22 protein-coding genes, 1 tRNA gene, 1 pseudogene and 1 riboswitch are annotated in these 24986 nt (G+C 41.8%); of the genes and pseudogenes, 18 read left to right on the top strand and 6 right to left on the bottom strand.

Annotated features, from left to right (window positions below; translation table 11 throughout):
• Positions 1-165 precede the first annotated feature (165 nt).
• The 6 genes from nfuA (at position 166) to MKI79_RS03210 (ending at position 6625) form a co-directional block, all read left to right on the top strand.
• On the top strand, positions 166-804 hold the full coding sequence (gene nfuA, locus MKI79_RS03235; RefSeq protein WP_241570632.1) for a Fe-S biogenesis protein NfuA: 639 nt from the start codon (positions 166-168) through the stop codon (positions 802-804).
• Between the two features lie 215 nt (positions 805-1019).
• A complete protein-coding gene (locus MKI79_RS03230; protein ID WP_241570631.1) occupies positions 1020-3170 on the top strand; it encodes a TonB-dependent receptor domain-containing protein in 2151 nt (716 codons plus the stop codon).
• 240 nt (positions 3171-3410) lie between these two features.
• Positions 3411-3995 (top strand): anthranilate synthase component II, encoded by a 585-nt coding sequence (locus MKI79_RS03225; protein ID WP_092620669.1) that lies wholly within the window; start codon positions 3411-3413, stop codon positions 3993-3995.
• Positions 3996-5069, top strand: a complete 1074-nt coding sequence (trpD, locus tag MKI79_RS03220; protein WP_241570630.1) for an anthranilate phosphoribosyltransferase — start codon at positions 3996-3998, stop codon at positions 5067-5069.
• Positions 5070-5078: 9 nt separating this feature from the next.
• Entirely contained in the window at positions 5079-5885 is an 807-nt protein-coding gene (trpC, locus tag MKI79_RS03215) for an indole-3-glycerol phosphate synthase TrpC (protein ID WP_241570629.1), read from the top strand.
• Positions 5886-5959: 74 nt separating this feature from the next.
• Positions 5960-6625: a hypothetical protein gene (locus MKI79_RS03210; protein WP_241570628.1), complete on the top strand. Its 666-nt coding sequence runs from the start codon at positions 5960-5962 to the stop codon at positions 6623-6625.
• A gap of 30 nt (positions 6626-6655) precedes the next feature.
• Here the strand turns inward: MKI79_RS03210 and MKI79_RS03205 are convergent.
• Positions 6656-6913 (bottom strand): annotated as a pseudogene (locus MKI79_RS03205) (IS5/IS1182 family transposase); the annotation flags it as partial.
• A gap of 201 nt (positions 6914-7114) precedes the next feature.
• Between MKI79_RS03205 and MKI79_RS03200 the strand changes: the two are divergent.
• The 6 genes from MKI79_RS03200 (at position 7115) to MKI79_RS03175 (ending at position 13313) form a co-directional block, all read left to right on the top strand.
• Entirely contained in the window at positions 7115-7828 is a 714-nt protein-coding gene (locus MKI79_RS03200) for a Smr/MutS family protein (RefSeq protein ID WP_241570627.1), read from the top strand.
• Between the two features lie 171 nt (positions 7829-7999).
• Entirely contained in the window at positions 8000-8548 is a 549-nt protein-coding gene (folE, locus tag MKI79_RS03195) for a GTP cyclohydrolase I FolE (protein WP_241570765.1), read from the top strand.
• A gap of 156 nt (positions 8549-8704) precedes the next feature.
• Positions 8705-8850: riboswitch (glycine riboswitch) on the top strand.
• A gap of 320 nt (positions 8851-9170) precedes the next feature.
• Positions 9171-10424: a D-amino acid dehydrogenase gene (locus MKI79_RS03190; RefSeq protein ID WP_241570626.1), complete on the top strand. Its 1254-nt coding sequence runs from the start codon at positions 9171-9173 to the stop codon at positions 10422-10424.
• Positions 10425-10737: 313 nt separating this feature from the next.
• Positions 10738-12153 carry a type I glutamate--ammonia ligase gene (glnA, locus tag MKI79_RS03185; protein ID WP_241570625.1) on the top strand — a complete coding sequence of 472 codons (1416 nt, stop codon included), beginning with the start codon at positions 10738-10740 and terminating at the stop codon, positions 12151-12153.
• A 164-nt stretch (positions 12154-12317) separates the two neighbouring features.
• Positions 12318-12749, top strand: a complete 432-nt coding sequence (locus tag MKI79_RS03180; protein ID WP_241570764.1) for a MarR family winged helix-turn-helix transcriptional regulator — start codon at positions 12318-12320, stop codon at positions 12747-12749.
• Between the two features lie 135 nt (positions 12750-12884).
• The gene (locus MKI79_RS03175; RefSeq protein WP_241570624.1) at positions 12885-13313 is read left to right on the top strand and encodes an organic hydroperoxide resistance protein; all 429 of its coding nucleotides are present in this window, start codon (positions 12885-12887) and stop codon (positions 13311-13313) included.
• Between the two features lie 48 nt (positions 13314-13361).
• On the opposite strand, the gene MKI79_RS03170 is transcribed toward MKI79_RS03175, so the two are convergent.
• The gene (locus MKI79_RS03170) at positions 13362-14396 is read right to left on the bottom strand and encodes a helix-turn-helix domain-containing protein (RefSeq protein ID WP_241570623.1); all 1035 of its coding nucleotides are present in this window, start codon (positions 14394-14396) and stop codon (positions 13362-13364) included.
• A gap of 161 nt (positions 14397-14557) precedes the next feature.
• Here MKI79_RS03170 and MKI79_RS03165 point away from each other — a divergent pair, with 161 nt between their 5' ends.
• The 4 genes from MKI79_RS03165 to MKI79_RS03150 all read left to right on the top strand — a co-directional run bounded on the left by MKI79_RS03165 (position 14558) and on the right by MKI79_RS03150 (position 18698).
• Positions 14558-15796 carry an alkane 1-monooxygenase gene (locus MKI79_RS03165; RefSeq protein ID WP_241570622.1) on the top strand — a complete coding sequence of 413 codons (1239 nt, stop codon included), beginning with the start codon at positions 14558-14560 and terminating at the stop codon, positions 15794-15796.
• A gap of 134 nt (positions 15797-15930) precedes the next feature.
• Entirely contained in the window at positions 15931-16419 is a 489-nt protein-coding gene (locus MKI79_RS03160; RefSeq protein ID WP_241570621.1) for a chorismate--pyruvate lyase family protein, read from the top strand.
• A gap of 15 nt (positions 16420-16434) precedes the next feature.
• Positions 16435-17313 carry a 4-hydroxybenzoate octaprenyltransferase gene (ubiA, locus tag MKI79_RS03155; RefSeq protein WP_241570620.1) on the top strand — a complete coding sequence of 293 codons (879 nt, stop codon included), beginning with the start codon at positions 16435-16437 and terminating at the stop codon, positions 17311-17313.
• Between the two features lie 134 nt (positions 17314-17447).
• Positions 17448-18698 carry an alpha/beta hydrolase family protein gene (locus MKI79_RS03150; RefSeq protein ID WP_241570619.1) on the top strand — a complete coding sequence of 417 codons (1251 nt, stop codon included), beginning with the start codon at positions 17448-17450 and terminating at the stop codon, positions 18696-18698.
• 87 nt (positions 18699-18785) lie between these two features.
• Here the strand turns inward: MKI79_RS03150 and MKI79_RS03145 are convergent.
• Both MKI79_RS03145 and MKI79_RS03140 read right to left on the bottom strand, forming a co-directional pair.
• Positions 18786-18861 (bottom strand) — tRNA-Asn (locus MKI79_RS03145).
• A gap of 87 nt (positions 18862-18948) precedes the next feature.
• Entirely contained in the window at positions 18949-19518 is a 570-nt protein-coding gene (locus MKI79_RS03140; protein WP_241570618.1) for an FxsA family protein, read from the bottom strand.
• A gap of 147 nt (positions 19519-19665) precedes the next feature.
• On the opposite strand from MKI79_RS03140, the gene ruvC reads away from it, so the two are divergent.
• Both ruvC and MKI79_RS03130 read left to right on the top strand, forming a co-directional pair.
• Complete coding sequence (ruvC, locus tag MKI79_RS03135) at positions 19666-20211, top strand: crossover junction endodeoxyribonuclease RuvC (RefSeq protein ID WP_241570617.1); 546 nt, start codon at positions 19666-19668, stop codon at positions 20209-20211.
• 73 nt (positions 20212-20284) lie between these two features.
• On the top strand, positions 20285-21037 hold the full coding sequence (locus MKI79_RS03130; RefSeq protein ID WP_241570616.1) for a hypothetical protein: 753 nt from the start codon (positions 20285-20287) through the stop codon (positions 21035-21037).
• An 89-nt stretch (positions 21038-21126) separates the two neighbouring features.
• Here MKI79_RS03130 and greA read toward each other — a convergent pair whose 3' ends face one another.
• Both greA and carB read right to left on the bottom strand, forming a co-directional pair.
• Positions 21127-21603, bottom strand: coding sequence for a transcription elongation factor GreA (gene greA / locus MKI79_RS03125; protein ID WP_241570615.1), 477 nt, complete (start codon positions 21601-21603; stop codon positions 21127-21129).
• Positions 21604-21742: 139 nt separating this feature from the next.
• Positions 21743-24976, bottom strand: coding sequence for a carbamoyl-phosphate synthase large subunit (gene carB / locus MKI79_RS03120; RefSeq protein WP_241570614.1), 3234 nt, complete (start codon positions 24974-24976; stop codon positions 21743-21745).
• Between the last annotated feature and the right edge of the window lie 10 nt (positions 24977-24986).

Below are 24986 nucleotides of genomic sequence, written 5' to 3'. Positions count from 1 at the left end.
ATGTTCAAAATTCACATTCAAGCTTTTAGGCCAATCTAAAATGTGAATAACAGGCTTTCCCTATTATGACCATCGTTTAATTCACACGCCTAAATCTGACTGTTTTACTCAACTTTAAATACGAAATGTTGTATTATATAGGCAGTAATTTTAGGAGTAAGATGTATGTCTAACCAAGCCACAAATTCAACTGATGCCGATCAAATTCCAAATATGATCATCACCCCAACGGCACAGGAGTACTTGAAAGATTTATTGGCGAAGCAAAATACTCCTGGGATTGGCGTGCGTATCTTTGTTGAAAGCCCGGGAACTGCACGTGCAGAATGCTGTATGGCATATAGTGCGCCCGAAGATGTGGTGCCAACAGATTACAAGCAAGATTATCCTGATTTTCCTGCATTTATCGACACGCCGTCTATTCCGTATCTAAAAGACGCTGTAATTGATTACAACAAAGATCGTTTTGGCGGTCAATTAACCTTTAAAGCACCAAACTCAAAAGTCCCGCGCGTTGGACCTGATGCGTCGATTGAAGAGCGTATTGCCTATGTATTGCAAGCGGAAATTAATCCTGGGCTTGCAAGTCATGGTGGTAACTGTAGTCTGCTCGAAGTTTTCGAGGATAAAGAGCACGGCTTAACAGCGGTATTGCAGTTTGGTGGTGGTTGTCAGGGTTGTTCAGCGATCGACCTTACATTAAAGCAAGGCGTAGAAACCACGTTACAATCGCACATTCCTGAGCTTGCTCGTGTGATTGATAAAACCGACCATACGCAGAATGACGGTGCTTACATGAAATAAGCCCATTTGCTTAAACAATTAAACGATAAAAGATCACTACGGTGGTCTTTTTTATGTCGGTCGATAACTGACTGTTTCTACCTCAATTGTTTATTGGTAATAATTAACTAAATGATAAATATTCTTATTTATATTTACAATGTAGATAAAATTGATAGTATATGCAATGTTTTGTAGTTAAACGTTTAATTTTTACTAATTTGAAGGGTTATCTTATGTTGTTGAAATTCTCCAAAAGTGCACTTGCACTGGCAATTACTGCGACTTATTTTATTTCTGCACCGAGCTATGCAGCAGAAAATGTTGATGGTATCACCACAACAGCAGCCAGTGCTTCAGAAAATGACGCGAATGGCTCAACAACAGAGAAAGTGCCTACAACAGAGAATGCTTCTGAAACAGCCGATAACGTGGTCAAGCTCAATACCATTGTCGTCACTGCTACAGGTTATGAACAAGATTTGGTTCAAGCACCTGCGTCAATTACGGTCATCGATCGAGAAGAATTAGATAAGCGTGAATATAACGACATTACCGACGCCTTGCGTAATGCGCCAGGGGTGGTGGTAACTGGTGGTAATCACTCGCAAGGAATTAGCATTCGTGGTATGTCTTCAGATTACACCTTGTTTTTGGTGGATGGTAAGCGACAGTTTGCTCGGGATACAAACCCGAATGGCGATGATTATGGGATGGAGAAGAATATTCTGCCACCAATGGCTGCTATTGAACGCATCGAAATTATTCGTGGTCCTGCATCAACTTTGTATGGATCGGAAGCGATGGGTGGGGTGATCAACATCATTACTAAAAAGGTTTCTGATGTGTGGACGGGTAGTGTAGAGGTTGGTGCAACGCTACAAGATCATGGCAATGCAGGTAATATCTACAATACGTCAGCTTATCTTTCGGGACCGCTTATTGCAGATAAGCTCGGCGTGCAAATTGGCCTAAACCGTTTAGAACGTAAAGAAGATAGCTATCTCAATGGCTTTGGTGGACACACCACAGAAAGTTTAAATACCAAATGGACTTATGTGATTAATGATGCCCATGATTTGGCTTTGGATGCCAACTTTGTTAATCAAGACGGTGAGTCTACTCCGGGTAAAACGGTTGCTGACACAGGTACTTCATCATCAAGTCGTAGTATTCGTAGTGTCTATGCGCTGACACATCATGGCGAATATTCGGATACGCTAGATAGCACTTCATATGTGCAGTATGAGGATTCAAAAAACCCAGACCGTGAAAATACCGTCGTTGGCACCAAAGGCATTGAACTTGAAACCATCACTGCGAACAGTCAATGGAACTGGACTTTGGGTAATCATACGCTGGCATTTGGTAGTTACTATAAAGATGAAAGTCTGAATGATAAGGCAACCAACCGTAACCCACTAGTGCCTGAGTTTAGTGAGTTGACCCGTTGGTCTGCTGCAGCATTTCTAGAAGATACATGGCAGATTACCGACAAATTTAACCTCACTGCGGGTGCTCGTTATGATTATGATGAGCATTATGAGGGAAATATTTCACCACGAATGTATGGAGTATACAACCTGACCGATCAATTTACCATCAAAGGTGGCGTGTCTACAGGCTATAAGCAACCGGATATTCGTGCGGTTACCGATGGTTTCTACCAAGTCACAGGTGGCGGTGGTTCACCAACAGCGACAGGGCGTGCAATCATTAAAGCCAATCCTGATCTTGAACCAGAATCAAGCACATCGACAGAGCTAGGGTTCCATTGGAAAAATGACTATATCAATGCATCTTTGACAGGATATATCACCAAGTTTGAAGATCGTATTTCAGAAATTCGTGAATGTGATTCAACCACGAATGCGGATTACGATCGTAATGACGCATCAACTTGGACATGCTCTGAAAATGGCATTCCATTTGCATTTATTAGCTCACGTGAAAATATTGACGAAGCAGAGTTGCGTGGTATTGAAGTCACTTTTGGGGCAAATCTTAGCGATTATGATACGGTAAGTGCGAACTATACTTTTACTGACACTGAGATTAAATCAGGTGCTTTTGAAGGTCAGCCGTTAAATGGTATGCCTGAGCATTTATTCAATGTGACCTTTGATCATGAAGTCAACGATGATTTAAATATTTGGACGCGCTTACATTATCGTGGTGAAACGACACCATACTTAGGTCGTTCAAGTATGTCTGATCCTCTACCAGCGTATACGTTTATGGATGTTGGTTTTAATTATACATTTACGGATTATCTAAAAGGTAAATTCGGCGTATATAACTTGCTTGATAAAACAGCTGAAGATGCTGATGGTGCGCAAGTATTAGATGGTCGTCGTTATGGGGTAAGTTTCTCTACGCAGTTCTAATTTGTTCGCTTAAGAATGCTGAAAAGCCCTGTCAATTCATAGACAGGGCTTTTTTATTTTTTATCATCTAAATAAGGCATTGGTGAAAGATCAGATCAAAAGCAATCCGCACAAGCCTTAAAAATTCTGCTAAAGTAGCCTACGCTTTTTTAAAGATAAAATGCTGTTGAAAAAGCAGTTAAACCATCATTTTTTTAATGTAATTTGCATTCAATCTCTTTGCTTACAGGTGCGTACGCTATGCTTCTTATGATTGATAATTATGACTCTTTTACTTATAACATCGTGCAATACTTTGGTGAGTTGGCACAAGAGGTAAAAGTCGTTCGCAATGATCAAGTGACTTTAGAAGACATCGAGCGTTGGCAACCAAAATACTTAGTGATCGGACCTGGTCCTTGTTCACCGACTGAGGCAGGGATTTCTGTGCCTGCGATTCAGCACTTTGCAGGGAAAATTCCACTACTTGGCGTATGTCTTGGACATCAGGCAATTGGTCAGGCTTTTGGCGGAAATATTATCCGTGCCAAGACCGTGATGCACGGTCGCCTGTCGGATATGTACCATTCTGACCAAGGGATTTTTAGCAATCTGCCGTCGCCATTTTCTGCGACACGTTATCACTCTTTGGTGATTGAGCAGGCAACGATTCCCGATTGTTTTGATGTGACCTGTTGGACGCAAGAAGCGGATGGTTCGATTGAAGAAATCATGGGCGTAAAACATAAAACCTTGCCGATCGAAGGGGTGCAATTCCACCCTGAGTCGATTTTGAGCCAACATGGGCATCAAGTCTTTCAGAATTTTTTAGAGATTTATAAATAAATGAATATCCAACAAGCACTCAATCACATTACTAAAAATATCCATCTGACTCAAGCGCAGATGGAAGATGTGATGCGCAGTATTATGCAAGGCGAGGCGACCGATGCACAGATTGGTGCGCTGATGATGGGCTTGCGCCTCAAAGGTGAAAGTATTGATGAAATCACCGCAGCAGCGCGCATCATGCGTGAGTTTGCCATCAAAATCGACGTGAGCGATATTGAGTATTTAGTCGATATCGTCGGTACTGGTGGCGATGGGCAAAACCTATTTAATGTGTCTACCGCATCGAGCTTTGTTATCTCGGCAGCAGGGGCGACTATTGCCAAACATGGCGGTCGAGGTGTATCGAGTAAATCGGGTTCATCGGATTTATTGGAGCAAGCAGGTATTCGCCTTGACCTTGACATGGTGCAGATCGAACGTGTTATTCGTGAGATGGGCGTGGGCTTCTTATTTGCACCGAATCACCACCAAGCAATGAAATATGCGGCAGGCCCTCGTCGTGAACTGGGTATTCGGAGCTTTTTCAATCTACTTGGACCACTGACCAATCCTGCGGGTGTGAAGCGTTTTGTCATCGGCGTGTTTTCTGATGAGCTGTGCGTGCCAATGGCAGAAGTACTAAAACAACTTGGCGCAGAACATGTGATGGTGGTGCATTCCAAAGATGGTTTGGATGAAATCAGCCTGGCTGCCGAAACCGCCGTTGCCGAACTGAAAAATGGTGAAATCACCGAGTGGACGATCAAGCCTGAAGACTTTGGCATCACTTCACAAACGCTCACGGGTTTGTCTGTTGCAGATTCAGAAGAAAGTCTAAAACTGATCAAAGATGCACTCGGTAAAAATAAATCAGACATTGGCGAGAAAGCCGCAGATATGATCACGCTAAATGCGGCGGCAGGACTCTATGTATCAGGTCTATGCAAAGATATGAAGCAAGCAGTTGATTTTGCGCAAGATATTATCTATGGCGGTCAAGCCTTAGAGAAAATGAGCATCGTTGCAGAATTTACTCAAAATCTGAAACAACAGGCTCATGCTACACAACAATCGCCAAGCGCAGAATAAGGTCAGGTCATGCACGCAGATATTCAAAATACCATCTTGGGCAAAATCGTTGCACGCAAGTTTGAAGAAATCGCTGAAAAGAAAAAGCAGTATAGCTTTGCCGATTTAGAAGAATTGGCACAGCAAGCCACAGCAACTCGTGGCTTTGCCAATGCACTAAACCAGAAATCACCAGCGATCATCGCTGAGGTGAAAAAAGCCTCGCCATCAAAAGGCGTGATTCGAGCGGACTTTCAGCCTGCGCAAATCGCCAAAGAATATGAGCAAGCAGGGGCGGCGTGTCTGTCTGTGTTGACTGATGTGGATTTTTTCCAAGGGCATCACGACTATTTGCGTATTGCTCGGGAAGCCTGCGCTTTGCCTGCACTGCGTAAGGACTTCATGGTTGAGCCGTATCACATCGTGGAAAGTCGTGCACTGCATGCGGATTGTATCTTGTTGATCGTGGCATGTTTGAGCGATGCACAGCTCGATGAATTATCGAGTCTGGCTTTCGAGCAAGGTATGGATGTATTGGTGGAAGTGCATGACGAAGCGGAAATGGAATGTGCGCTCAAGCTCCCTGAGCAGTGTCTGCTCGGTGTCAATAACCGTAATCTCAAGACTTTTGAAGTGGATTTGGCGACCACAGTACGTTTAAAAGATATGGCAAATGATCGTGTGATCATCACCGAAAGCGGTATCAGCACACCTGAGCATGTGCAGTATATGCGTGATCATGCGGTGGATCGCTTCTTGGTGGGTGAGGGCTTTATGAAGCAGGCGCATGCGGGGCAGGCGTTGGAGGCGTTGTTTGGTGTGCCGATTTCGGTTTAGTTTTACCGTAGAAGAGATTACATGTTTATTAGGTTTGAGCTAGTACATTTAAATTGCCTTTGGAAGCCAATGTGATGCTTAAAACGTATTCTTTTAATAATCAATATGATCATATCTACTATTTTAATTACTTGATTACAGAAGTATTAAATTTTAAAGATCAATTCAACATCTGCTTGAATGATCTGAATGAATTAGATGCTTCTTTGACTACAGATAGCCATGTTGAAGTATTGAGATTTGAAGCACTTTCTAGAAGAAATGATGGCCTTTTAAGATTTTTATGCAATTTATTAGGAGATGAGACTAAAGGTGCTCTTTCATTTAAAAGGTATCGTAAGAGATTGAAGAAAGACTGCCCTAAGTATGGTATTACTCTTCCAGATCTCCCTACTTCTATTTCAACTCAATTAAATGAGTTAAATCAATTAAGAAACTGGTCCTTACATTATCCTGAATCTTTAGTCATATCTCAAAAAGAATTATTACAACATCCAATTGAAAGAATTAATGTCATTTTAAATGTTAGATATAGGTTTTATGACAGAGAATATCTAACTAAGATGATCGAAGAGTTAAATGGTCTAAGTGAGTATTTTGAAGATATTTTTAGCCAGATGATCACTGATTATGAATTATTGATAGGTCAGAAAGTTCATATAAGTAAAATTCCACTTAGAACTAAAGAGTATGGCCTTATGCAACAGGTCGCTATGTCATGGGAGATACAAAATTCGTAATAGAATCTATTAACGTAGTAAGTTAAGTTGAGTCGTCCCATCAGAAATGATGAACTCAATAGGATTGCCATTAGAATCAACAGCCAAATGGATTTTTGAACTATTTCCACCAATACTTTTCGAAATATCTTGATCTTTTCTACCCGAAGAATGCTGATGTGCTCTCACATGACTCCCATCAATAAATAGCCATTCAACATCTGCACAATTAGCAAATAGCTTAAATATTTTCATTAATTTATCGCTACTGGACCAACGATTAAATTTTTGAAATATTGAGTTTGAATGGCTTTGTTGCACAAAGATTTCATAACTATATGATTTTAAAAGTTTTGATTATTTTTTGATCCAAAATTAAATTTATTTAAATCAGATGCTTACATATTTATGCAACAAAGCCATGAATCAATATCATTTGATTGCTTTGGTAATCTTTAAGTTTCAAAATTTTATACTATACTCTGTCCATCTCATTTTATAGTTCACCCCATGAGCAAACACGACACTTCACTTTCAAAATCACAACTCGACCTACTCAAACAATTTAAAAAGCAAATTCACAATGATAGTGATCGCACAGACAGTCACGCCCAAACAAAAAGCAAAGCACAAAAAAATAATAGCGCAGATACACAGACTATAGAGGATGAATCACTACTATTCTCCAAAGCCATGCAAGGTGTGGAAAAGATTAAAGATCATAATATTGCTCAGACTGAAAAGACCACTAAACAAAAGAAAGTCGATGCGCAAACTTTAGCGAAACGTATGGCTGCAGAGGGCAGTGAAATCGCAGAAGGTGAGGCACTGTCCGATATGCAGGCTTTGCTCAATCCTGTAGCAAGTCAGGCTTTTCTTAGTTATCGCATTACCACCTTGCAACATCGTATTTTTGAAGATTTAAAAGCAGGCAAAATGCGTTGGTTTGAAGCGGTGGATTTGCATGGTTGTACTATCGAACAAGCGCGCAGAGCTGTGTTAGAGCTACTGCAAATTGCCAAAGAAAATAATCAAAATGTGGTAAAAATCGTGCATGGCAAAGGCAAAGATGGCGTACTGAAAACCTGCGTCAATGGTTGGCTTCGTCAACATCGAGAAGTGTTAGCATTTGTTAGTGTACCAGAGAATCAAGGGGGCACAGGCGCTGTTTTGGTGCTATTAAAGCGTGCTGAGAAAAATCCTAAATACGATGCACAGAAATAGCTGCTTATTTATTTATGAACATTCATTGCTTTAATGCATCAGTTTTTCCAAATAATTATCATGGTTTGCGAATAAGAAATTGCGCATGAATCAATCCATTGACCTGAATTCTGCATGGCTTTCTGCTACAATGCGCTCCTTGTTTGTCGAAACTAGTGTAAGCCCATGAGTATGCAACAATATTACGCAAAAATTTTAACGGAAATTGGTGAAGATTTGGCACGTCCAGGACTTCAAGATACGCCGATGCGTGCGGCAAAAGCATTCTCATTTTTGACATCAGGTTATCAACAAAAGCTCGAAGAAGTGGTCAATAATGCGGTATTCCCTGCGGATAACCGTGAGATGGTCTTGGTAAAAAATATCGAATTTTACTCACTCTGCGAGCATCACTTATTGCCATTTTATGGGCGTGTGCATATTGCCTATTTACCTGAAGGTCAGGTATTGGGTTTGTCGAAATTTGCTCGAATTACAGAAATGTTTGCTCGACGTTTACAGATTCAAGAAAATCTCACCAAGCAAATTGCCGAAGCCATTCAAGAAGCAACAGGTGCACGTGGTGTTGCGGTGATGATCGACTCTGCGCATATGTGTATGGTGATGCGTGGTGTGGGTAAACAGCATTCCACCACACGTACCGTATCGTATTTGGGTGAGATGAAAGACAATCAACAAGCACGTCAAGAATTTTTGAGTGCTGTGCCTGAGGTATTTTGATTCAATTTTTTAGAGTTGGGTTTAGTGTGGATGAAAAAGCGGAATTAAAGATTCTGTTTTTTTTATGATTAATATTTAGATGGTTAAGTTGTAAAACGAAACTCGTGGCATATTTTATGCACTGTTTTAGATGAAAATCAGTTAAAGTAAGCGGAAATGATCATTGCGGGAGAGTGCAATGCAACATGGATATTTTAGGAAGTTTTTTAGAAATTTCTAAACCATATTTAAGTTGTATATCAGTGCACGCCGAAGGAGCAACAGCCTCGGAAACTCTCAGGCAAAAGGACCGTGATGATTACTCACAATCTGGAGAGAAGTAGCTTAAACATATTTTTCAAAGTATTTGTTTTTTCATATATTGATCAATGTGTTTAAAAATACTCACCGAAGGGGATGGTTGGTTTTATTTTTCTTATGTTTTTGAGTGTGTTAGGAAAATAAAGCGAATCGAAACTCTCAGGTACAAATGACAGATGAGGCGAACGCATAACCTATAGTCAGAGAACTTAAATCCTGTTACAGCGTTAACCTCGCTCGAAGTATTATTTATACATCTTCACTCGGTTGCCTTGTATCAGAATGAACTTCTTCGACTATATCAAATAGGTATGGGGGAGCCATGTCAAAAATTTGTATCATCGGTGGAGGCATTACAGGGGTGACCTCTGCTTATGCACTCGCCAAACTCGGTCATCAAGTGACCGTCATCGAACGTCATCTCAAACCTGCAATGGAAACGTCGTTTGCCAATGGTGGACAGCTTTCCGCATGTAATGCCGAAGTATGGAATCAAGTAGCAACCATCCGTAAAGGTATCAAGTGGCTTGGTAAAGCTGATGCACCATTGTTGCTCAATCCATCATTTTCTATGCACAAATACAGTTGGCTGTATCAATTCGTATCGCATATCAAAGACTATGAAGCCAATACCATTCAAACGGTAAAGTTAGCACTCGATGCACGCTATCGCCTATTCGATGTGGCAGAGCAAGAGGGCATTGATTTTGATTTAGAAAAGAAAGGCATTTTGCACTTTTTCCATAATGATGCAGATTTTCAAACCGCAAAGAAAGTCAATGAGCTACTGTGCAAAGGTGGTTTAGATCGTTATGCAGTTAGTCCTGAAGAAATTAAACAAATCGAACCTGCATTGAAAGGCGAATATGTCGGTGGTTTTTACACACCAGATGATGCAACGGGTGATATTCATAAATTTACCAATGGCTTAGCTCAAGCTGCTGAGAAGTTAGGTGTGACGTTTAAAGTCGGTACAGACGTGACCGATGTCAAGCTCAAAGGCTCTACTCTTCAAGACGGTGGCGTGACATTAATGATTCAACCGAGTGAAGAATCATTGGAGCAGTTTGAAGCACACACGATTGAAGCCGATGCCGTGCTGATCTGTGGTGGTGTGAATAGTTATCAACTGGCTGAGAAACTTGGTGATCGAGTGAATATTTATCCTGTAAAAGGCTATTCGATCACGGTCAATCTTGAAGCAGAACCGAATAAAGAAAATGCACCGTGGGTGAGCTTGCTCGATGAAAGTGCCAAAATTGTGACCAGTCGCTTGGGTGAAAATCGCTTCCGTGTTGCAGGTACAGCAGAGTTTAATGGTTACAACCGTGATATTCGTGCGGATCGTATTTTCCCACTACTGCAATGGGTGCGCACAAACTTCCACCTCAATGCCTGTAATAGTGTGCCGTGGAGTGGATTACGTCCAATGACACCGAATCTGATGCCGCGTGTTGAACAGGGCAGACACCCTCGTGTTTTTTATAATACAGGACATGGTCATTTGGGCTGGACGCTTTCAATGGCGACCGCTGAGATCATTAGCCAAAGTATTCATCAACAACTTGCTGGATAAAAATCTAGACAAAAAATAGTGCGCCATTTTGATGCAATATGTGTATTGAAAAATACATCAGCATTAAAATGGTGCATCTTTTTGAATCAAAAGTGAATTGTTTAATTAGATGTTTCTAAATAGTGCATTTTCAAATTTGCTCAGTATAATATGGGCAAGTTCAAAGTTCTAAAAGCGTCTGAGTTCTAAGAATATCAATGTTTTAGATAAAGGATTAAAAGTTGGTATGGGATTTGCTTTAAGGTAAATCAAGTTAATAAACTGCCAACTGGAAAAGCACCGAACAGGTGCGGACAAATTCAACTGGAGCGTAATGCACATGTCAAATAAAGTACTTGATCTAATCAAAGAAAGTGGCGCGAAGTGGGTAGACTTCCGTTTCACAGATACCAAAGGTAAAGAACAACACGTTACTTACCCTGCTGATACAATCGACGAAGACTCTTTCGAAGACGGTAAAATGTTCGATGGTTCTTCAATCGCAGGTTGGAAAGGTATCGAGGCGTCTGACATGATTTTACGTCCTGATGCAGAAACTGCATTCCTCGATCCATTCTTCGCAGAAGCAACAGTTGTTGTGACTTGTGACGTGATCGAGCCATCGACTGGTCAAGGTTATGAGCGTGATCCACGTTCTATCGCACGCCGTGCAGAAGAATATTTGAAATCTACAGGTATCGGTGATACAGCATTCTTTGGTCCAGAGCCAGAATTCTTCGTGTTTGATGACGTGAAATGGGACATCGACATGTCTGGCGCACGTCACACGATTTCTGCGGAAGAAGCTGCTTGGTCTACAGGCAATGAATACGACGCAGGTAACTCTGGTCACCGTCCACGTGTGAAAGGCGGTTACTTCCCAGTACCACCAGTAGATTCTGGTCAAGATATGCGTGCAGAAATGTGTGCGAAAATCGAAGACATCATGGGTCCAGGTCGTGTAGAAGTACATCACCACGAAGTTGCATCATGCCAAATGGAAATCGGTGTAAGCTTTAACACTATGGTTCGTAAAGCGGACGAAGTACAACAGTTCAAATATGCTGTACATAACGTCGCGCACCAGTTTGCTAAAACTGCGACTTTCATGCCGAAGCCACTTGTAGGTGACAACGGTTCGGGTATGCACGTTCACATGTCGATCTCTAAAGATGGCAAGAACTTGTTTGCAGGTGATGAATACGCAGGTCTTTCAGAAATGGCGTTGTTCTTCATCGGTGGTGTGATCAAGCACGCTCGTTCATTGAATGCAATCACGAATCCATCAACGAATTCGTATAAGCGTTTGGTACCACACTACGAAGCACCGATTATGTTGGCTTACTCAGCACGTAACCGTTCTGCATCAATCCGTATTCCTTACGTTTCTAGCCCGAAAGGCAAGCGTATTGAAGCACGTTTCCCAGATCCAATGATGAACCCATACTTAGGTTTTGCGGCATTGTTGATGGCTGGTCTTGACGGTATTCAAAACAAAATCCATCCAGGTGAAGCTGCTGATAAAAACTTGTATGATCTTCCTCCTGAAGAAGAAGCGAAAATCCCTACAGTTGCGCATAGCCTAGATATGGCTCTTGAAGCACTTCAAGCAGATCACGAATACTTGTTGAAAGGCGGCGTATTCACTAAAGAAATGCTTGATGCGTATATCGAATTGAAAACTGAAGATGTTCGTCGTTTGAACACGACAACTCACCCAGTTGAGTTTGATATGTACTACAGCTTGTAATACATTATCTGTAATAAAAGAAGCTCGCCATGTGCGGGCTTTTTTTATGCCAAGACAAAGCTATCCATAGGTAAGATTAAATTGTGTGCGATTTATTTGTGTAAACGCTTTATAATAGGCGATGTAATGATGTGCTTATCAATGAACATGGCGTGGTATTTTTTGTGAATGAATTACTTAAACTAGATAATCAGTTGTGCTTTGCCTTGTATTCGGCAAATCTCGCACTGAATCAACGTTACAGAGAACTGCTTGCACCACTGAATATTACTTATCCGCAGTATTTAGTGATGCTCGTTTTATGGGAAAAAGATCAGCTCACTGTTTCCGAGATTGGTAAAAAACTTTTTTTAGAATCTTCCACATTGACACCATTGCTTAAGCGACTTGAAGCACAGCATCTTTTACAACGTCGCCGTTCAAACCAAGATGAGCGTCAAGTATTGATTCATCTCACCGAGCAGGGCAAAGCATTGCAACAACACGCAGAGAAAATTCCCGAAGCGGTGATGTGCGCAACTGAGTGTGATTTGGAGCAATTGATTGAGCTTAAACAATCTTTGAATGATCTAAGAGATCAGCTCAATCAAAAATAAGCGAAACAATAAACAACAGACCAGCAATTCATAAGGCGTTACATTGTTTAACACTCAAGTGAAATTTCAAGCTTGAATTATTAAATATATCGTGTACGATACATTTGTGAGCGATATTATTAAGGAGTTATTCTCATGGCTTTAGAAAAAGTAGTGTATACAGCGAAAGCAAAAGCAACAGGTGGTCGTGATGGTCGTGTACGTTCTGACGATGGTGCGTTAGATGCACAGCTTGGTGTGCCAAAAGAGATGGGCGGTGCAGGTGGTGTAGTGACCAATCCAGAGCAACTATTTGCGGCAGGTTATTCAGCGTGTTTCTTGGGTGCGATGAAGTTCGTCGCAGGGCGTGACAAGATTGCACTTACTAAAGATGCGTATATTGATGGTGAGGTTGGTATTGGTCCTATTCCAAATGGTTTTGGGATTGAAGCGACATTGAATATTCATCTTGAAGGTATGGATCAAGCAGAAGCACAAAAATTGGTTGATGCCGCACATATCGTATGTCCATACTCAAATGCAACACGTGGCAATATTGACGTGACTTTAAATGTGATTGTGTAAGTAAATATTTTAGTTTCAAATAAAAAGCTTCCTAGTAAGGAAGCTTTTTTATTGGGCTTGAGCAATGGTCTGTTCTCGATATTGCGTTGGTGTCATTTGCATTTCTGTTTTAAAGGCTCGAATAAAGTTCGCCGAGGTGGAATAGCCTAGTTCATCGGCGATTTCAGTGACGCTTTTATCTGTATCAATTAAAGCGGTTTTAGCACGTTCTATGATGATCTGCATGCGCATGCTATGAAAATCTTGTCCGTGTTTTTTCAGATAGCGCTGTACGGTTTTGGTCGATAGATTCAGTAGTTTTGAGCATTCAGCAAGGGTTGGGATGTGATAGGCTTCTTGCAACATCATCCTAATCCACGCTTCCATTTCATCACTATCAGAAAGTTGTTTCATCAGCTCTTGGCAGCGTTGCTCAACGACTTTTAAACTATAAATATCTGCCATCGGCAAGCGAATATCTAAAGTAGTAATCGGCAAAACAAACTGAATCCCAGTCTGAATCAAATGCTGAAAATGGAAAGTGACCCGATCGAGTTGATGATATTTTTGCAGATGACGTGGTTGTGCGATGGACAGATAGACATGGTAGGGTGGATGGTTGCGCCCAAGTAACTCAATGAGATTGTGATAAAAGGCTATGGCAATCGCTTCAATATGAAAATTCACATTCAGCGTACTCATCGGCATTGACGGTTCAAAACTCAAAAAGACTTGCGTTTCAGTTTCTCTGATCTTGAGCTGAAAATTGGGAATAATCAGTTTGAAATATTGTGCAATCAGCTCAATTGCTTGACGTGCAGTTTCACTGGTCATTGCCACATAACCGACAAGGCTGTGCGAGCTGAGCTTGAGGGTTGAGCCAAGTTCAAAAGCCAAATCGGCATTTTGTGGATACTTCAAACACAGTTCGACAAAGCGTTCAATTTGAGAAATAGACAGTTTGGCATCTTCATCTTGTAGAATTCTTTCTATCGGTAAGCCTGATTCTACAAGGATTTCCGCCACAGCAATGCCACGCTGTTGTAGTAGTTCAATGACTTTTAAATAATAGCGTGCAGGAAAAATTGGGATATTTCGATCCATACGTTATTTCTCAAACTCCTTTGTATTTGCTCTTTTTAGCATACATTTAAATCGCTTGTCTTATTATGATTATCTACTGTCTTAATATGAATACTTAAAAAATGATCAGCTCTGCATAATAAAGTCATGAAATACACCGTGACGGTGAAGGAGCAACAATAATGAATCAGTCAGTTGATCTTGAAGTTTTATCGCAAGCCAAGCCGTATGTGGACAAAAAGCGTCGTCTTTGGATGCTTGGTATCGTTGTACCCAATATTGCCAATACCGTATTGCTCGGTTATCAGTTTGGACCGAAATCGACGAAAAAATTATTTGCTTTTGCAGGTCCTCTCGTCTTGCATGTGATCATTCCAAGTATTGATAAAATGATGGGTGTCGATCCTGACAACCCGCCTGAGCAAGCGATCGCAGATTTAGAAGACGATCCGTACTATGCACGAGTGGTGAAATTATTCATCCCATTTCAATATGCTGCCAATATTTATGGCTTGTACCTTGCGAGTAAAAAATCTACGCCACTCGTTGATCAAATTGGCATTGGTCATATGCTCGGTGTGGTCAATGGCGTCGCAATTAACACGGCACATGAGCTGAGCCATAAACCTGGTAAGCTTGAGCATTATCTGTCGCATCTTGCACTTGCGCCGACAGGTTATAACCATTTCCGTATTGAACATCCGTATGGACATCATCGCCGTGTTGCGACACCTGAAGATCCTGCGTCTTCGCAAATGGGAGAAACTTTTTGGCAATTTTGGCCTCGCACTGTCATCGGTAGCTTTAAATCTGCGATTGAGATTGAAACTCGTCGCCTAGAACGTAAAGGCAAAAAATTCTGGTCATTGGACAATGAGCTATTACAAGGTTGGGGGATGAGTGCGGCTTATCATGCGTTGACTTTAAAAATGTTTGGTACACGTATTTTGCCAACGCAGATTGCGCAGGCGTTGCAGGGTATTACGCTGTTCGAAGCGGTGAATTATATGGAACATTATGGTTTGAAGCGTGAAGATTTGGGCAACGGTCGTTATGTACGCACCATGCCTGAACATAGTTGGAATAATAATAGTAAATTTAGCAATGTCTTACTGTATCAGCTACAACGCCATTCAGATCATCATGCCTATCCAACCCGCAGTTTCCAATCGCTACGTCATTATGAAGATGTACCACAATTGCCAATGGGTTATGCGAGTTTGTTCTTACCTGTGATGATTCCAAAATTATGGTTTAAGCTGATGGATGAGCGTGTGATTGCGAATTATGGTGGCGATATCGAGAAAGTAAACGTCTATCCAAAAGCGAAAAAATCATTGTTGAAAAAGTATGCACATCTCTGGAAAAAGAAAGAGCTTACAGAAAATTCGCAAGATGTTGGAAAAGTAGAAGTCGTCTAATCAATATAAGCTCATCAATTAATTTGGCGAGCTTACATTTTTATATCGCAAAATTGAATAAAATCATCACCTCGGACGCTATGCAATCAACGATTTTGGTTTACACTAAACGCTGATTTTTAGGGTGCGGATTCATGCGTTTTTACCAACTGCGAGAGATACAACAATTACAATTACCAACAGGGCTCAAGCAATGGTTAGTCGCAGACGGCTCACTTACACAACAATTGATTAAGTTGTCCAATGGGCAATTCCACGTCATTCCGATAAATGAACATTACCAACGGCTTTCACAGATTGATGCAATGTGGCTCAATATGCCTGCACAGCATATTGCGTGGGTGCGTGAAAGTGATTTGTATGGCAGTGATGTCACACCGTGGGTAAAAGCAAAAAGTATTTTTCCGATTTTGAGCCTAAATAAACAAGCTCGAATTTTTAAACATATCGGACGTCAGCCAATTGGACGTTTATTGTTTCAACGTACTACGCCATTATGTCAGCGTCGGATTCTAAAATTAGATGAGGGTTGGACACGGCAAAGTTGCTATACTTGGCATGGTTGTCAATTTATTGTACAAGAAACTTTCTTAACAAGTTTTGAACAGTTCATTCAAAAATAAATTCGGACAGTGCCTATGCAAACTCACGTTGCCACGACTTGGCAAGAGCGTTTCCAAGCCTATTATTACTTGTGTCGGTTTGATAAGCCGATCGGTACAGAGCTAGTCTTTTGGCCGACCATGTGGGCACTTTGGATTGCAGCGAAAGGTATGCCATCACTCGGTATTTTGATTCCGATGATTTTGGGTGTGATCTTTATGCGTGCAGCAGGCTGTGCAATTAATGATTTTGCCGATCGTAAAGTTGATGGTCATGTTGAGCGTACCAAAACTCGTCCACTGGCATCAGGCATTATTCAGCCGATCGAAGCGATTTGGGTGTTTCTAGTCCTTGTTTTGGCGAGTGCCTGTCTATTATTTTTCTTACCTGTTGAAACGTTTTATTGGTCATTTGGCGCATTAATTCTCGCCTTTATTTATCCATTTATGAAGCGCTATACCCATTTGCCACAGGTATTTTTGGGTGCGGCATTTTCATGGTCGATTCCAATGGCATATAGCGCAGTCGGGCAGACACCTGATCTAACGTGTTGGCTGTTATATTTTGGCAATCTTGCTTGGACGGTGGCATACGATACTCAGTACGCCATTACCGATCGTGAATATGATCTAAAAATTGGCGTGAAATCCACAGCGATCTTGTTTGGGAAATATGATTTGCAGATCATTGGATTGCTACAAGTCATGAGTTTGTTATTGATTGGATTAGCATTTTGGCGTGAGCAATTATTACCGTGGGCAGGTTTGGCGCTTCTTATCGTTGCCTTTGATTTTATCTACCAAGGCATGAAAACTAAAGATTGCGATCCTGTGATGTGCTTCTGGGCATTTCGGCATAATCGGTGGGTTGGGTTAGTGATTTGGTTAGGCATCATTTTGGGATTATCCATGTGAGTTGGAATAGAAAATGATATTGACGCTGTAAAGATAACAAAATAATTAAATTTCGCTGAAAGTATCGTAGACACGGTACTTTTTTTATGCCTAAATAAAATAGAGATCAATCCAATGATGTAAGGAGTACGTCAATGAAAATATCTAAAAAACAGGGGCTTAAAGCATTTGCAGGAATGACGGTGTTAGCAACAGCAATCACGCTAGCGGCATGTAATAATGATGACAACAAGAGTAGTGGTGGGCCAAGTCAAGAAGAGAGTGGTTATGTTTCTGAAACGAGCTATAGCGCAGACGCTATTCCAGAAGAAGCAAGTAAAGTCGATGTCATGAGCTACAATATGCCATATAGCAATGGCGAAATTCATCCATCATCAGCTATGGTGATTTATCCAAAAACAGAAAAACCAAGTGATGGCTGGCGTGTGGTAGTGTGGACACATGGTACAACGGGTGTAGGCGATAGATGTGCACCAAGTAAAATGGCGATGAATGAAAATTTCCTAGTCACTGCGAACAATCTATTGGAACGAGGTTATGTGATTGTTGCACCAGATTATGAAGGCTTAGGTGATCAAGGTATTCACCCTTATTTGAATCTAGAAAGTGAAGCCAATTCAGCGATCTACGCTGTGAACGCATTTAAAGAAAAGTATGGTGCAGATTTACAAGGAGATTGGATGTCGATTGGTCAATCTCAAGGTGGACATGCCTCACTGGGCGTAGCACAATTTGCCAATGATGATGAAAACTATAAAGGTGCAGTTGCCACAGCACCTGCTTCTAGCTTGGGTTATATCATCACTGAGGTTGCTCCACAGGCGATTAGTGGGATAGAAATGCAAAATAAAAACTATGCAATTCGAGTTTATTCAGAGTTACTGTCTTATGCTGCGTATGTTGGTGTAGGCATCAAAGCGTATATGCCAAGTTTTAATTATAATGAGATATTTCATTCACAGGCCTATAACGTAGCATTGAGTGCTCAAGGCACAAATGGTGATAATGGATTGTGTTTGGATGATATGATCGCTAATTATTATACGGATATTCAAACTTATCTTGTGCAGAATCCTTCTGCAAAAGTGATAGACTATCCTGCATTAACTGACGATTTCTTAGAAAACGAAACGATTGCAGAATTTTTAGCAAGTTCACAGCCTGGTACAGTGAAACTTGATAAGCCTATCTATGTTGTGCAAGGTACATTGGATGCAGCTGTCCCATATCAAGTAACTCAAGCTTTAGTTAATGGTATGAATCAGCTTGGAACAACACCACAAGTGCAATTGGATCTCGTTGAGGGTGCAGGACATACACAAGCGATTATTCAGCGTAATGAGCAAATCATGGACTTTATCGAAGCGACTATGCCAGCTTCTTAAAGTTTGATGAAGCTGAATACAAAAAAGCCTAGATGATTCATCTAGGCTTTTTCATTGTAGAGCTTATTGCTAAAACTTTACAAATTTTGGCTCTCCCACCTGGGCTCGAACCAGGGACCTGCGGATTAACAGTCCGTCGCTCTACCGACTGAGCTATGGGAGAATGTGCAAGCGATTGTATGGACTAATCTACTTTAGGTCAAGGATTTTACTCATTAAAATATCAATTCAATCCTTGATTGTTGCAATTTTAGTCATTCTCTTTGTGATCGATGCGCTTTTGTTCAGGCTGAACTTCACGTGCCTCACCATCAATAATGCTTGAGTCGTTACTCGCACCACGACCACCCATCTGCTGACGTTGCATCTCTTGCATTTGACGCATCATATCGGCAAAAGGATTGTTTGGATCATTGGCACTGCCAGACATACCACCCATCATTTTTTCCATCATGGCTTGTTGGCGTTTTTGCATTGCTTTCATGGCTGAGTTTCTAAACATGGTTTGCACCGCAGGAATCAACATCAAGAATGCTATTAAATCTGACCACAAACCAGGAATAGCAAGCAGTAAGCCTGCAATCGCACGAGGTAAATATTTGCCAATATTTGGATCATTTCCCATTTGTCCCGACATTTGCATTTGTTGCATCTGTGGCATGATATGCGCAACACTGCTACGCAATATCGTAAAGCCAATCATGGCAGCGAAGATAAACCAAAAGAATACGTACCAACCGCTACCGACCAAATCACCGACCACGATCCACGTCACGATCTCAGTCACGATGGCAATCAATACTAATAAAATCAGACCCATTTTGTTGCTTTGCAACCTCATTCAAAATTTAAAACGAAAAACAATGTATTCAATTTAACCTATGATCAAGTGCTCAGCACGACCGCATAGGTTTTTTTCAACAATTTATGTAACAATAGTGACGATTTTGAAAATTTAAAGGGCAAAATGACAATAATCATCGGTATTGACCCCGGCTCACGGCTTACAGGCTATGGCATCATTGAAAAAGACGGGGCAAAATTGCGTTTTGTAGATGCAGGGACGATTCGTACCGAAAGCCAAGAGATTCCTGAACGATTGAAACGGATTTTTGCAGGGGTGGATCGGATTGTGCGTTTTCATCAGCCGACAGAAGCTGCGGTTGAACAAGTCTTTATGGCACAAAATCCCGACTCAGCATTAAAGCTCGGTCAGGCACGAGGCGCAGCCATCGCGGCACTGGTCAATCTTGATCTGAAAGTCGCAGAATATACCGCACGACAAATCAAGCAATCTGTAGTTGGCTATGGTGCGGCAGATAAAGAACAAGTACAGATGATGGTGATGAAATTACTCAATCTGTCTGTAAAACCGCAAGCCGATGCTGCCGATGCCTTAGCGGCTGCGATATGTCATGCCCACGCTTCTGGGAGTCTGAATAAACTTGCGGTGCTCAATGCTTTGGGTGGTGGTATGGCACGTGGTCGAGGGCGTGGATTACGACGACGCTAATCTAAGGATGAGGCTTGCTAAAAAGGAATTTTAAAGTAAAAATTTAAAACACATTAAAATAAGGATGACGACGATGAATATAATGGATACAAAGATTGGCAGTGTGGTGTCGTTATTATTGTTGATGTCTGGGGTGCACGTACAAGCCAAAATCACCGCATTGCCGATGATTGAGATCAAAAAAACGGATGCACAAATACAGCAGATTTGCCAGCAAGCAAAAATATCGTGTATGAAACAGGATGATGGGGGATTATGGCAAGTCAAAAATGGCTCAACGCAGCAATATTACCTCATCGATGCACGCCCGCAGATTGTGCAATTACAACACGTCGGAACGACATATAAGGCATTAAATCATTGGGATTTTAAAAATTATCAACATCATAATCGTGAACCTTCAGATGAGTTTGCTCATAGCGGTATGACAATCTTTCCCGCATTCTATCCTGTCAATCGCCAAAATAATGCCATAGCCATACTGAACAATTGGTCGACAGGCTATTCTGGTGGTGGTGCAGGGGAGCAAGTTGCAGATTTCATCATGTTGCAAGCACAAGGGAAATATCAAGTAGCGATCCAAGACATGCCTTTTTATGACTATTCGATGATTAGGGCATGTTTCTCAGAAGCTGATTATAAAAACTCACCACATTGTCACGATGAAACTTGGCAGATCCTTCGTTTGAATATTCAGGATGTCGGTAAAGCGTATTATCAATGGACATTCAATTATTCAGCATATACTTGGGATGCATTTCAACCGAAAACCAGTACAACAGTTGAGAAGACCAAACGGGTTATGATGCCATTTTCTCAAAAATGAAAAAGCCCGCTTTAGATTAAAACGGGCCTGATGTTTTTACAGACTGTTTACATGCACTTTGCCAAAGCGCTAAGCGTAATCGTAAGTGCTTATAAATATTCAACCTTAACCACTTCGTATTCTACTTCACCTTGTGGTGTAGTGATTTTGGCTTCGTCACCTTCATTTTTACTAAGTAGACCACGTGCGATCGGTGAGTTTACTGAGATTTTATTTTGCTTAAAATCTGCTTCGTCATCACCCACGATTTTATAAGTCTTTTGTTCTTCGGTATCTAAGTTTTCAATGGTGACAGTCACACCAAAGACCACACGACCATTTTGCTCTAAGTCTTTGACATCAATCACTTGTGAAGCGCCAAGTTTACCTTCGATATCTTGAATACGACCTTCACAGAAGCCTTGTTGTTCACGGGCAGCATGATACTCAGCGTTTTCCTTAAGATCACCGTGTTCACGTGCCTCTGCGATCGCTTGCGTAATACGTGGGCGCTCTATAGATTTGAGATGTTGTAATTCTTTTTCCAGTGCAGCTTTGCCTTCTGGCGTCATTGGATAGCGTTGCATATTTTCCTCACTATCTGTTTCACTAGGCTGAGCGTAGATTGAAAGTGTGATATATGCTGATCATTCACTTTCAATTGGCTCAGTTTAAATTAAAAAAAACCGCCACCTCCGTCAGAGATGGCGGAAGTGTCGATGGTGTTTAGGCTTCTGTTTGTAAATCTTGCAAGCGATATACATCCATTGGCAACTGAATTCCTAAAGCCTGACAAACTGCATCTGCACCGTTTAATGTGGTGGTGTAATACACTTTGCCTTGCAAGGCTGAGCGACGAATCGAGAATGAGTCTTGCTGAGCTTGCTTGCCTTCTGTGGTATTGATAATGAGGTGTATCTCGCCATTTTTCAAGCGATCCACGATATGTGGACGACCTTCGGTGACTTTATTGACACGTTCACATTGCAATCCTGCCTCTTTTAATACATCAAATGTACCGCCAGTGGCAACCAGTTTGAAGCCATGACCGATCAGTTGTTGAGCAACTCGAGCGACATGTGGTTTATCTGAGTCACGCACAGACAAGAAGGCATGTTTAACTTCACCTTCAGTTGGCTTACCTGGTAGACGATCATTCGAGCCAAGTACGGCTTTGTAGAAAGCCTCACCAAAGGTTTTGCCGACGCCCATGACTTCACCTGTCGATTTCATCTCAGGCCCAAGCACAGGGTCAACACCTGGGAATTTGTTGAAAGGGAACACAGCTTCTTTTACTGCAAAGCTCTTTGGAATAATTTCTTTAGTAAAGCCTTGTGATGACAAAGATTGACCTGCCATACAACGTGCAGCGACTTTCGCCAAAGACTCACCGATACATTTCGACACGAATGGTACGGTACGAGATGCACGTGGGTTTACTTCGAGAATGTAAACATCATTACCTTTGACCGCAAACTGTACATTCATTAAGCCAACCACGCCAAGTTCTTTCGCCATCGCCACAGTTTGACGACGCATTTCGTCTTGGATTTCTTTAGACAAAGAATATGGTGGAATTGAACATGCTGAGTCACCAGAGTGAACACCCGCTTGCTCAATATGTTGCATGATCCCACCGATCACAACGTCTTTACCATCAGATACGCAGTCTACATCGACTTCGGTCGCATCATCTAAGAAACGATCGAGAAGTACAGGTGCTTCATTCGATGCTTGAACGGCTTCACGGAGATAGCGTTTTAGCTCTTCTTCGTTATAGACGATTTCCATCGCACGACCACCTAGTACATAAGAAGGGCGTACCACCAATGGGAAGCCAACTTTAGCAGCTTCGGCGATACCTTCTTCAGCAGATTTGACAATGCTGTTGTTTGGTTGGCGTAGATTCAATTTTTGAATCATTTGTTGGAAGCGTTCACGGTCTTCTGCACGGTCGATCGCATCAGGCGATGTGCCGATAATTGGCGCACCCGCTTCTTCCAAAGCACGCGCCAATTTTAATGGGGTTTGACCGCCATATTGAACGATCACGCCTTTTGGTTTTTCAGTGCGAATGATTTCGAGTACATCTTCCAAAGTCACTGGTTCGAAGTACAAACGATCTGAAGTGTCATAATCAGTAGAAACGGTTTCAGGGTTACAGTTGACCATAATGGTTTCATAACCATCTTCACGCATCGCAAGGGCAGCGTGGACACAGCAATAATCAAACTCAATGCCTTGACCGATACGGTTTGGACCGCCACCGATGACCATGATTTTGTCTTTATCCGATGGATTGGCTTCGCATTCTTCATCATAAGTCGAATACATATACGCTGTATTTGATGAAAACTCAGCAGCACAGGTATCAACACGTTTGTAGACTGGATAAACGCCCAAGTTCCAACGCTCTTTACGGAATTGCTTTTGCGAAATACCCATCAAATCTGCAATGCGTAGATCCGATAAACCTTTGCGTTTGAACGAACGAATATTTTCTGCCGTTAAATCACCAACACCCAGTGCTTTGACTTGAGCTTCGGTTTTAACGATGTCTTCGATTTGAATGAGGAACCAACGATCAATTTTAGTCGCTTGGAAAACATCTTCTAAGCTAAAGCCGTGACGGAAAGCATCCGCAACATACCAAATACGCTCAGGACCTGGAATTTTGAGTTCAACTAAAATCTTGTCTTTGATATTAGTCACTTCATCAGTGATTTTTGAATCAAAACCTGATACGCCAACTTCTAGACCGCGAAGCGCTTTTTGCACAGATTCTTGGAAGTTACGACCAATCGCCATGACTTCACCAACTGACTTCATTTGTGTAGTCAGTGTTGCATCTGCTTGCGGGAATTTTTCAAAGTTAAAGCGTGGAATCTTCGTCACAACATAGTCGATCGACGGCTCAAACGATGCAGGAGTTACGCCACCAGTGATGTCGTTTTTCAACTCATCAAGTGTATAACCAACGGCAAGTTTTGCAGCGACTTTAGCGATTGGGAATCCTGTTGCTTTTGAAGCAAGCGCAGATGAACGTGATACACGAGGATTCATCTCGATCACGACCATACGACCCGTGTTCGGGCAGATACCAAACTGTACATTTGAACCGCCAGTTTCTACGCCGATTTCTCGAAGTACCGCAACTGAAGCATTACGCATCAATTGATATTCTTTATCCGTCAAAGTTTGCGCAGGAGCAACGGTGATTGAGTCACCAGTATGTACGCCCATCGGGTCAAAGTTTTCAATGGCGCAGACGATGATGCAGTTGTCGTTTTTATCACGAACCACTTCCATCTCATACTCTTTCCAACCAATCAATGATTCATCAATCAAAAGTTGTTTGGTTGGAGAAAGGTCAAAACCACGCTCACAGATTTCTAAGAATTCTTCACGGTTATAGGCAATACCACCACCTGAACCACCCATGGTAAATGATGGACGGATAATCACAGGGAAACCAAAACGGCTTTGAATTTCAAGCGCCTCTTCCATGCTTTCCGCAATGGCTGCTTTGGGACATTCTAAACCGATTTTGCGCATCGCAATGTCAAACAGTTTACGGTCTTCGGCTTTCTCGATGGCTTCTTTACTTGCACCGATCAGCTCAACGCCATATTTTGCCAGTACACCGTGCTCATCAAGGGCGAGGGCACAGTTCAATGCCGTTTGACCACCCATGGTCGGGAGGACTGCATCTGGACGTTCTTTTTCAATGATTTGCGCAACGGTTTGCCAAGTGATTGGCTCGATATAGGTTGCATCTGCCATCGAAGGGTCAGTCATGATGGTCGCAGGATTTGAGTTGACCAAAATGACACGGTAACCTTCTTCACGCAGGGCTTTACACGCTTGCGCACCTGAGTAGTCAAACTCACAGGCTTGACCGATGACAATAGGACCTGCACCAATAATTAAGATGCTTTTTATGTCTGTACGTTTAGGCATAGAAGTATTC

The sequence above is a fragment of the Acinetobacter sedimenti genome (genome assembly GCF_022601685.1).
Taxonomy (GTDB): domain Bacteria; phylum Pseudomonadota; class Gammaproteobacteria; order Pseudomonadales; family Moraxellaceae; genus Acinetobacter; species Acinetobacter sedimenti.
The sequence above is the reverse complement of the archived record's forward strand: the minus strand, read 5'-3'. Positions and strand labels throughout refer to the sequence as shown.

Coding starts and splice junctions, on each gene's coding strand:
- ubiA (WP_241570620.1), top strand. CDS start 16,435: ATGCAAACTCACGTTGCCACGACTTGGCAAGAGCGTTTCCAAGCCTAT.
- MKI79_RS03130 (WP_241570616.1), top strand. CDS start 20,285: ATGAATATAATGGATACAAAGATTGGCAGTGTGGTGTCGTTATTATTG.
- MKI79_RS03165 (WP_241570622.1), top strand. CDS start 14,558: ATGAATCAGTCAGTTGATCTTGAAGTTTTATCGCAAGCCAAGCCGTAT.
- MKI79_RS03200 (WP_241570627.1), top strand. CDS start 7,115: ATGAGCAAACACGACACTTCACTTTCAAAATCACAACTCGACCTACTC.
- glnA (WP_241570625.1), top strand. CDS start 10,738: ATGCACATGTCAAATAAAGTACTTGATCTAATCAAAGAAAGTGGCGCG.
- MKI79_RS03210 (WP_241570628.1), top strand. CDS start 5,960: ATGCTTAAAACGTATTCTTTTAATAATCAATATGATCATATCTACTAT.
- nfuA (WP_241570632.1), top strand. CDS start 166: ATGTCTAACCAAGCCACAAATTCAACTGATGCCGATCAAATTCCAAAT.
- ruvC (WP_241570617.1), top strand. CDS start 19,666: ATGACAATAATCATCGGTATTGACCCCGGCTCACGGCTTACAGGCTAT.
- MKI79_RS03175 (WP_241570624.1), top strand. CDS start 12,885: ATGGCTTTAGAAAAAGTAGTGTATACAGCGAAAGCAAAAGCAACAGGT.
- MKI79_RS03225 (WP_092620669.1), top strand. CDS start 3,411: ATGCTTCTTATGATTGATAATTATGACTCTTTTACTTATAACATCGTG.
- MKI79_RS03230 (WP_241570631.1), top strand. CDS start 1,020: ATGTTGTTGAAATTCTCCAAAAGTGCACTTGCACTGGCAATTACTGCG.
- MKI79_RS03160 (WP_241570621.1), top strand. CDS start 15,931: ATGCGTTTTTACCAACTGCGAGAGATACAACAATTACAATTACCAACA.
- MKI79_RS03150 (WP_241570619.1), top strand. CDS start 17,448: ATGAAAATATCTAAAAAACAGGGGCTTAAAGCATTTGCAGGAATGACG.
- MKI79_RS03190 (WP_241570626.1), top strand. CDS start 9,171: ATGTCAAAAATTTGTATCATCGGTGGAGGCATTACAGGGGTGACCTCT.
- MKI79_RS03140 (WP_241570618.1), bottom strand. CDS start 19,518: ATGGGTCTGATTTTATTAGTATTGATTGCCATCGTGACTGAGATCGTG.
- MKI79_RS03170 (WP_241570623.1), bottom strand. CDS start 14,396: ATGGATCGAAATATCCCAATTTTTCCTGCACGCTATTATTTAAAAGTC.
- greA (WP_241570615.1), bottom strand. CDS start 21,603: ATGCAACGCTATCCAATGACGCCAGAAGGCAAAGCTGCACTGGAAAAA.
- trpC (WP_241570629.1), top strand. CDS start 5,079: ATGCACGCAGATATTCAAAATACCATCTTGGGCAAAATCGTTGCACGC.
- folE (WP_241570765.1), top strand. CDS start 8,000: ATGCAACAATATTACGCAAAAATTTTAACGGAAATTGGTGAAGATTTG.
- trpD (WP_241570630.1), top strand. CDS start 3,996: ATGAATATCCAACAAGCACTCAATCACATTACTAAAAATATCCATCTG.
- carB (WP_241570614.1), bottom strand. CDS start 24,976: ATGCCTAAACGTACAGACATAAAAAGCATCTTAATTATTGGTGCAGGT.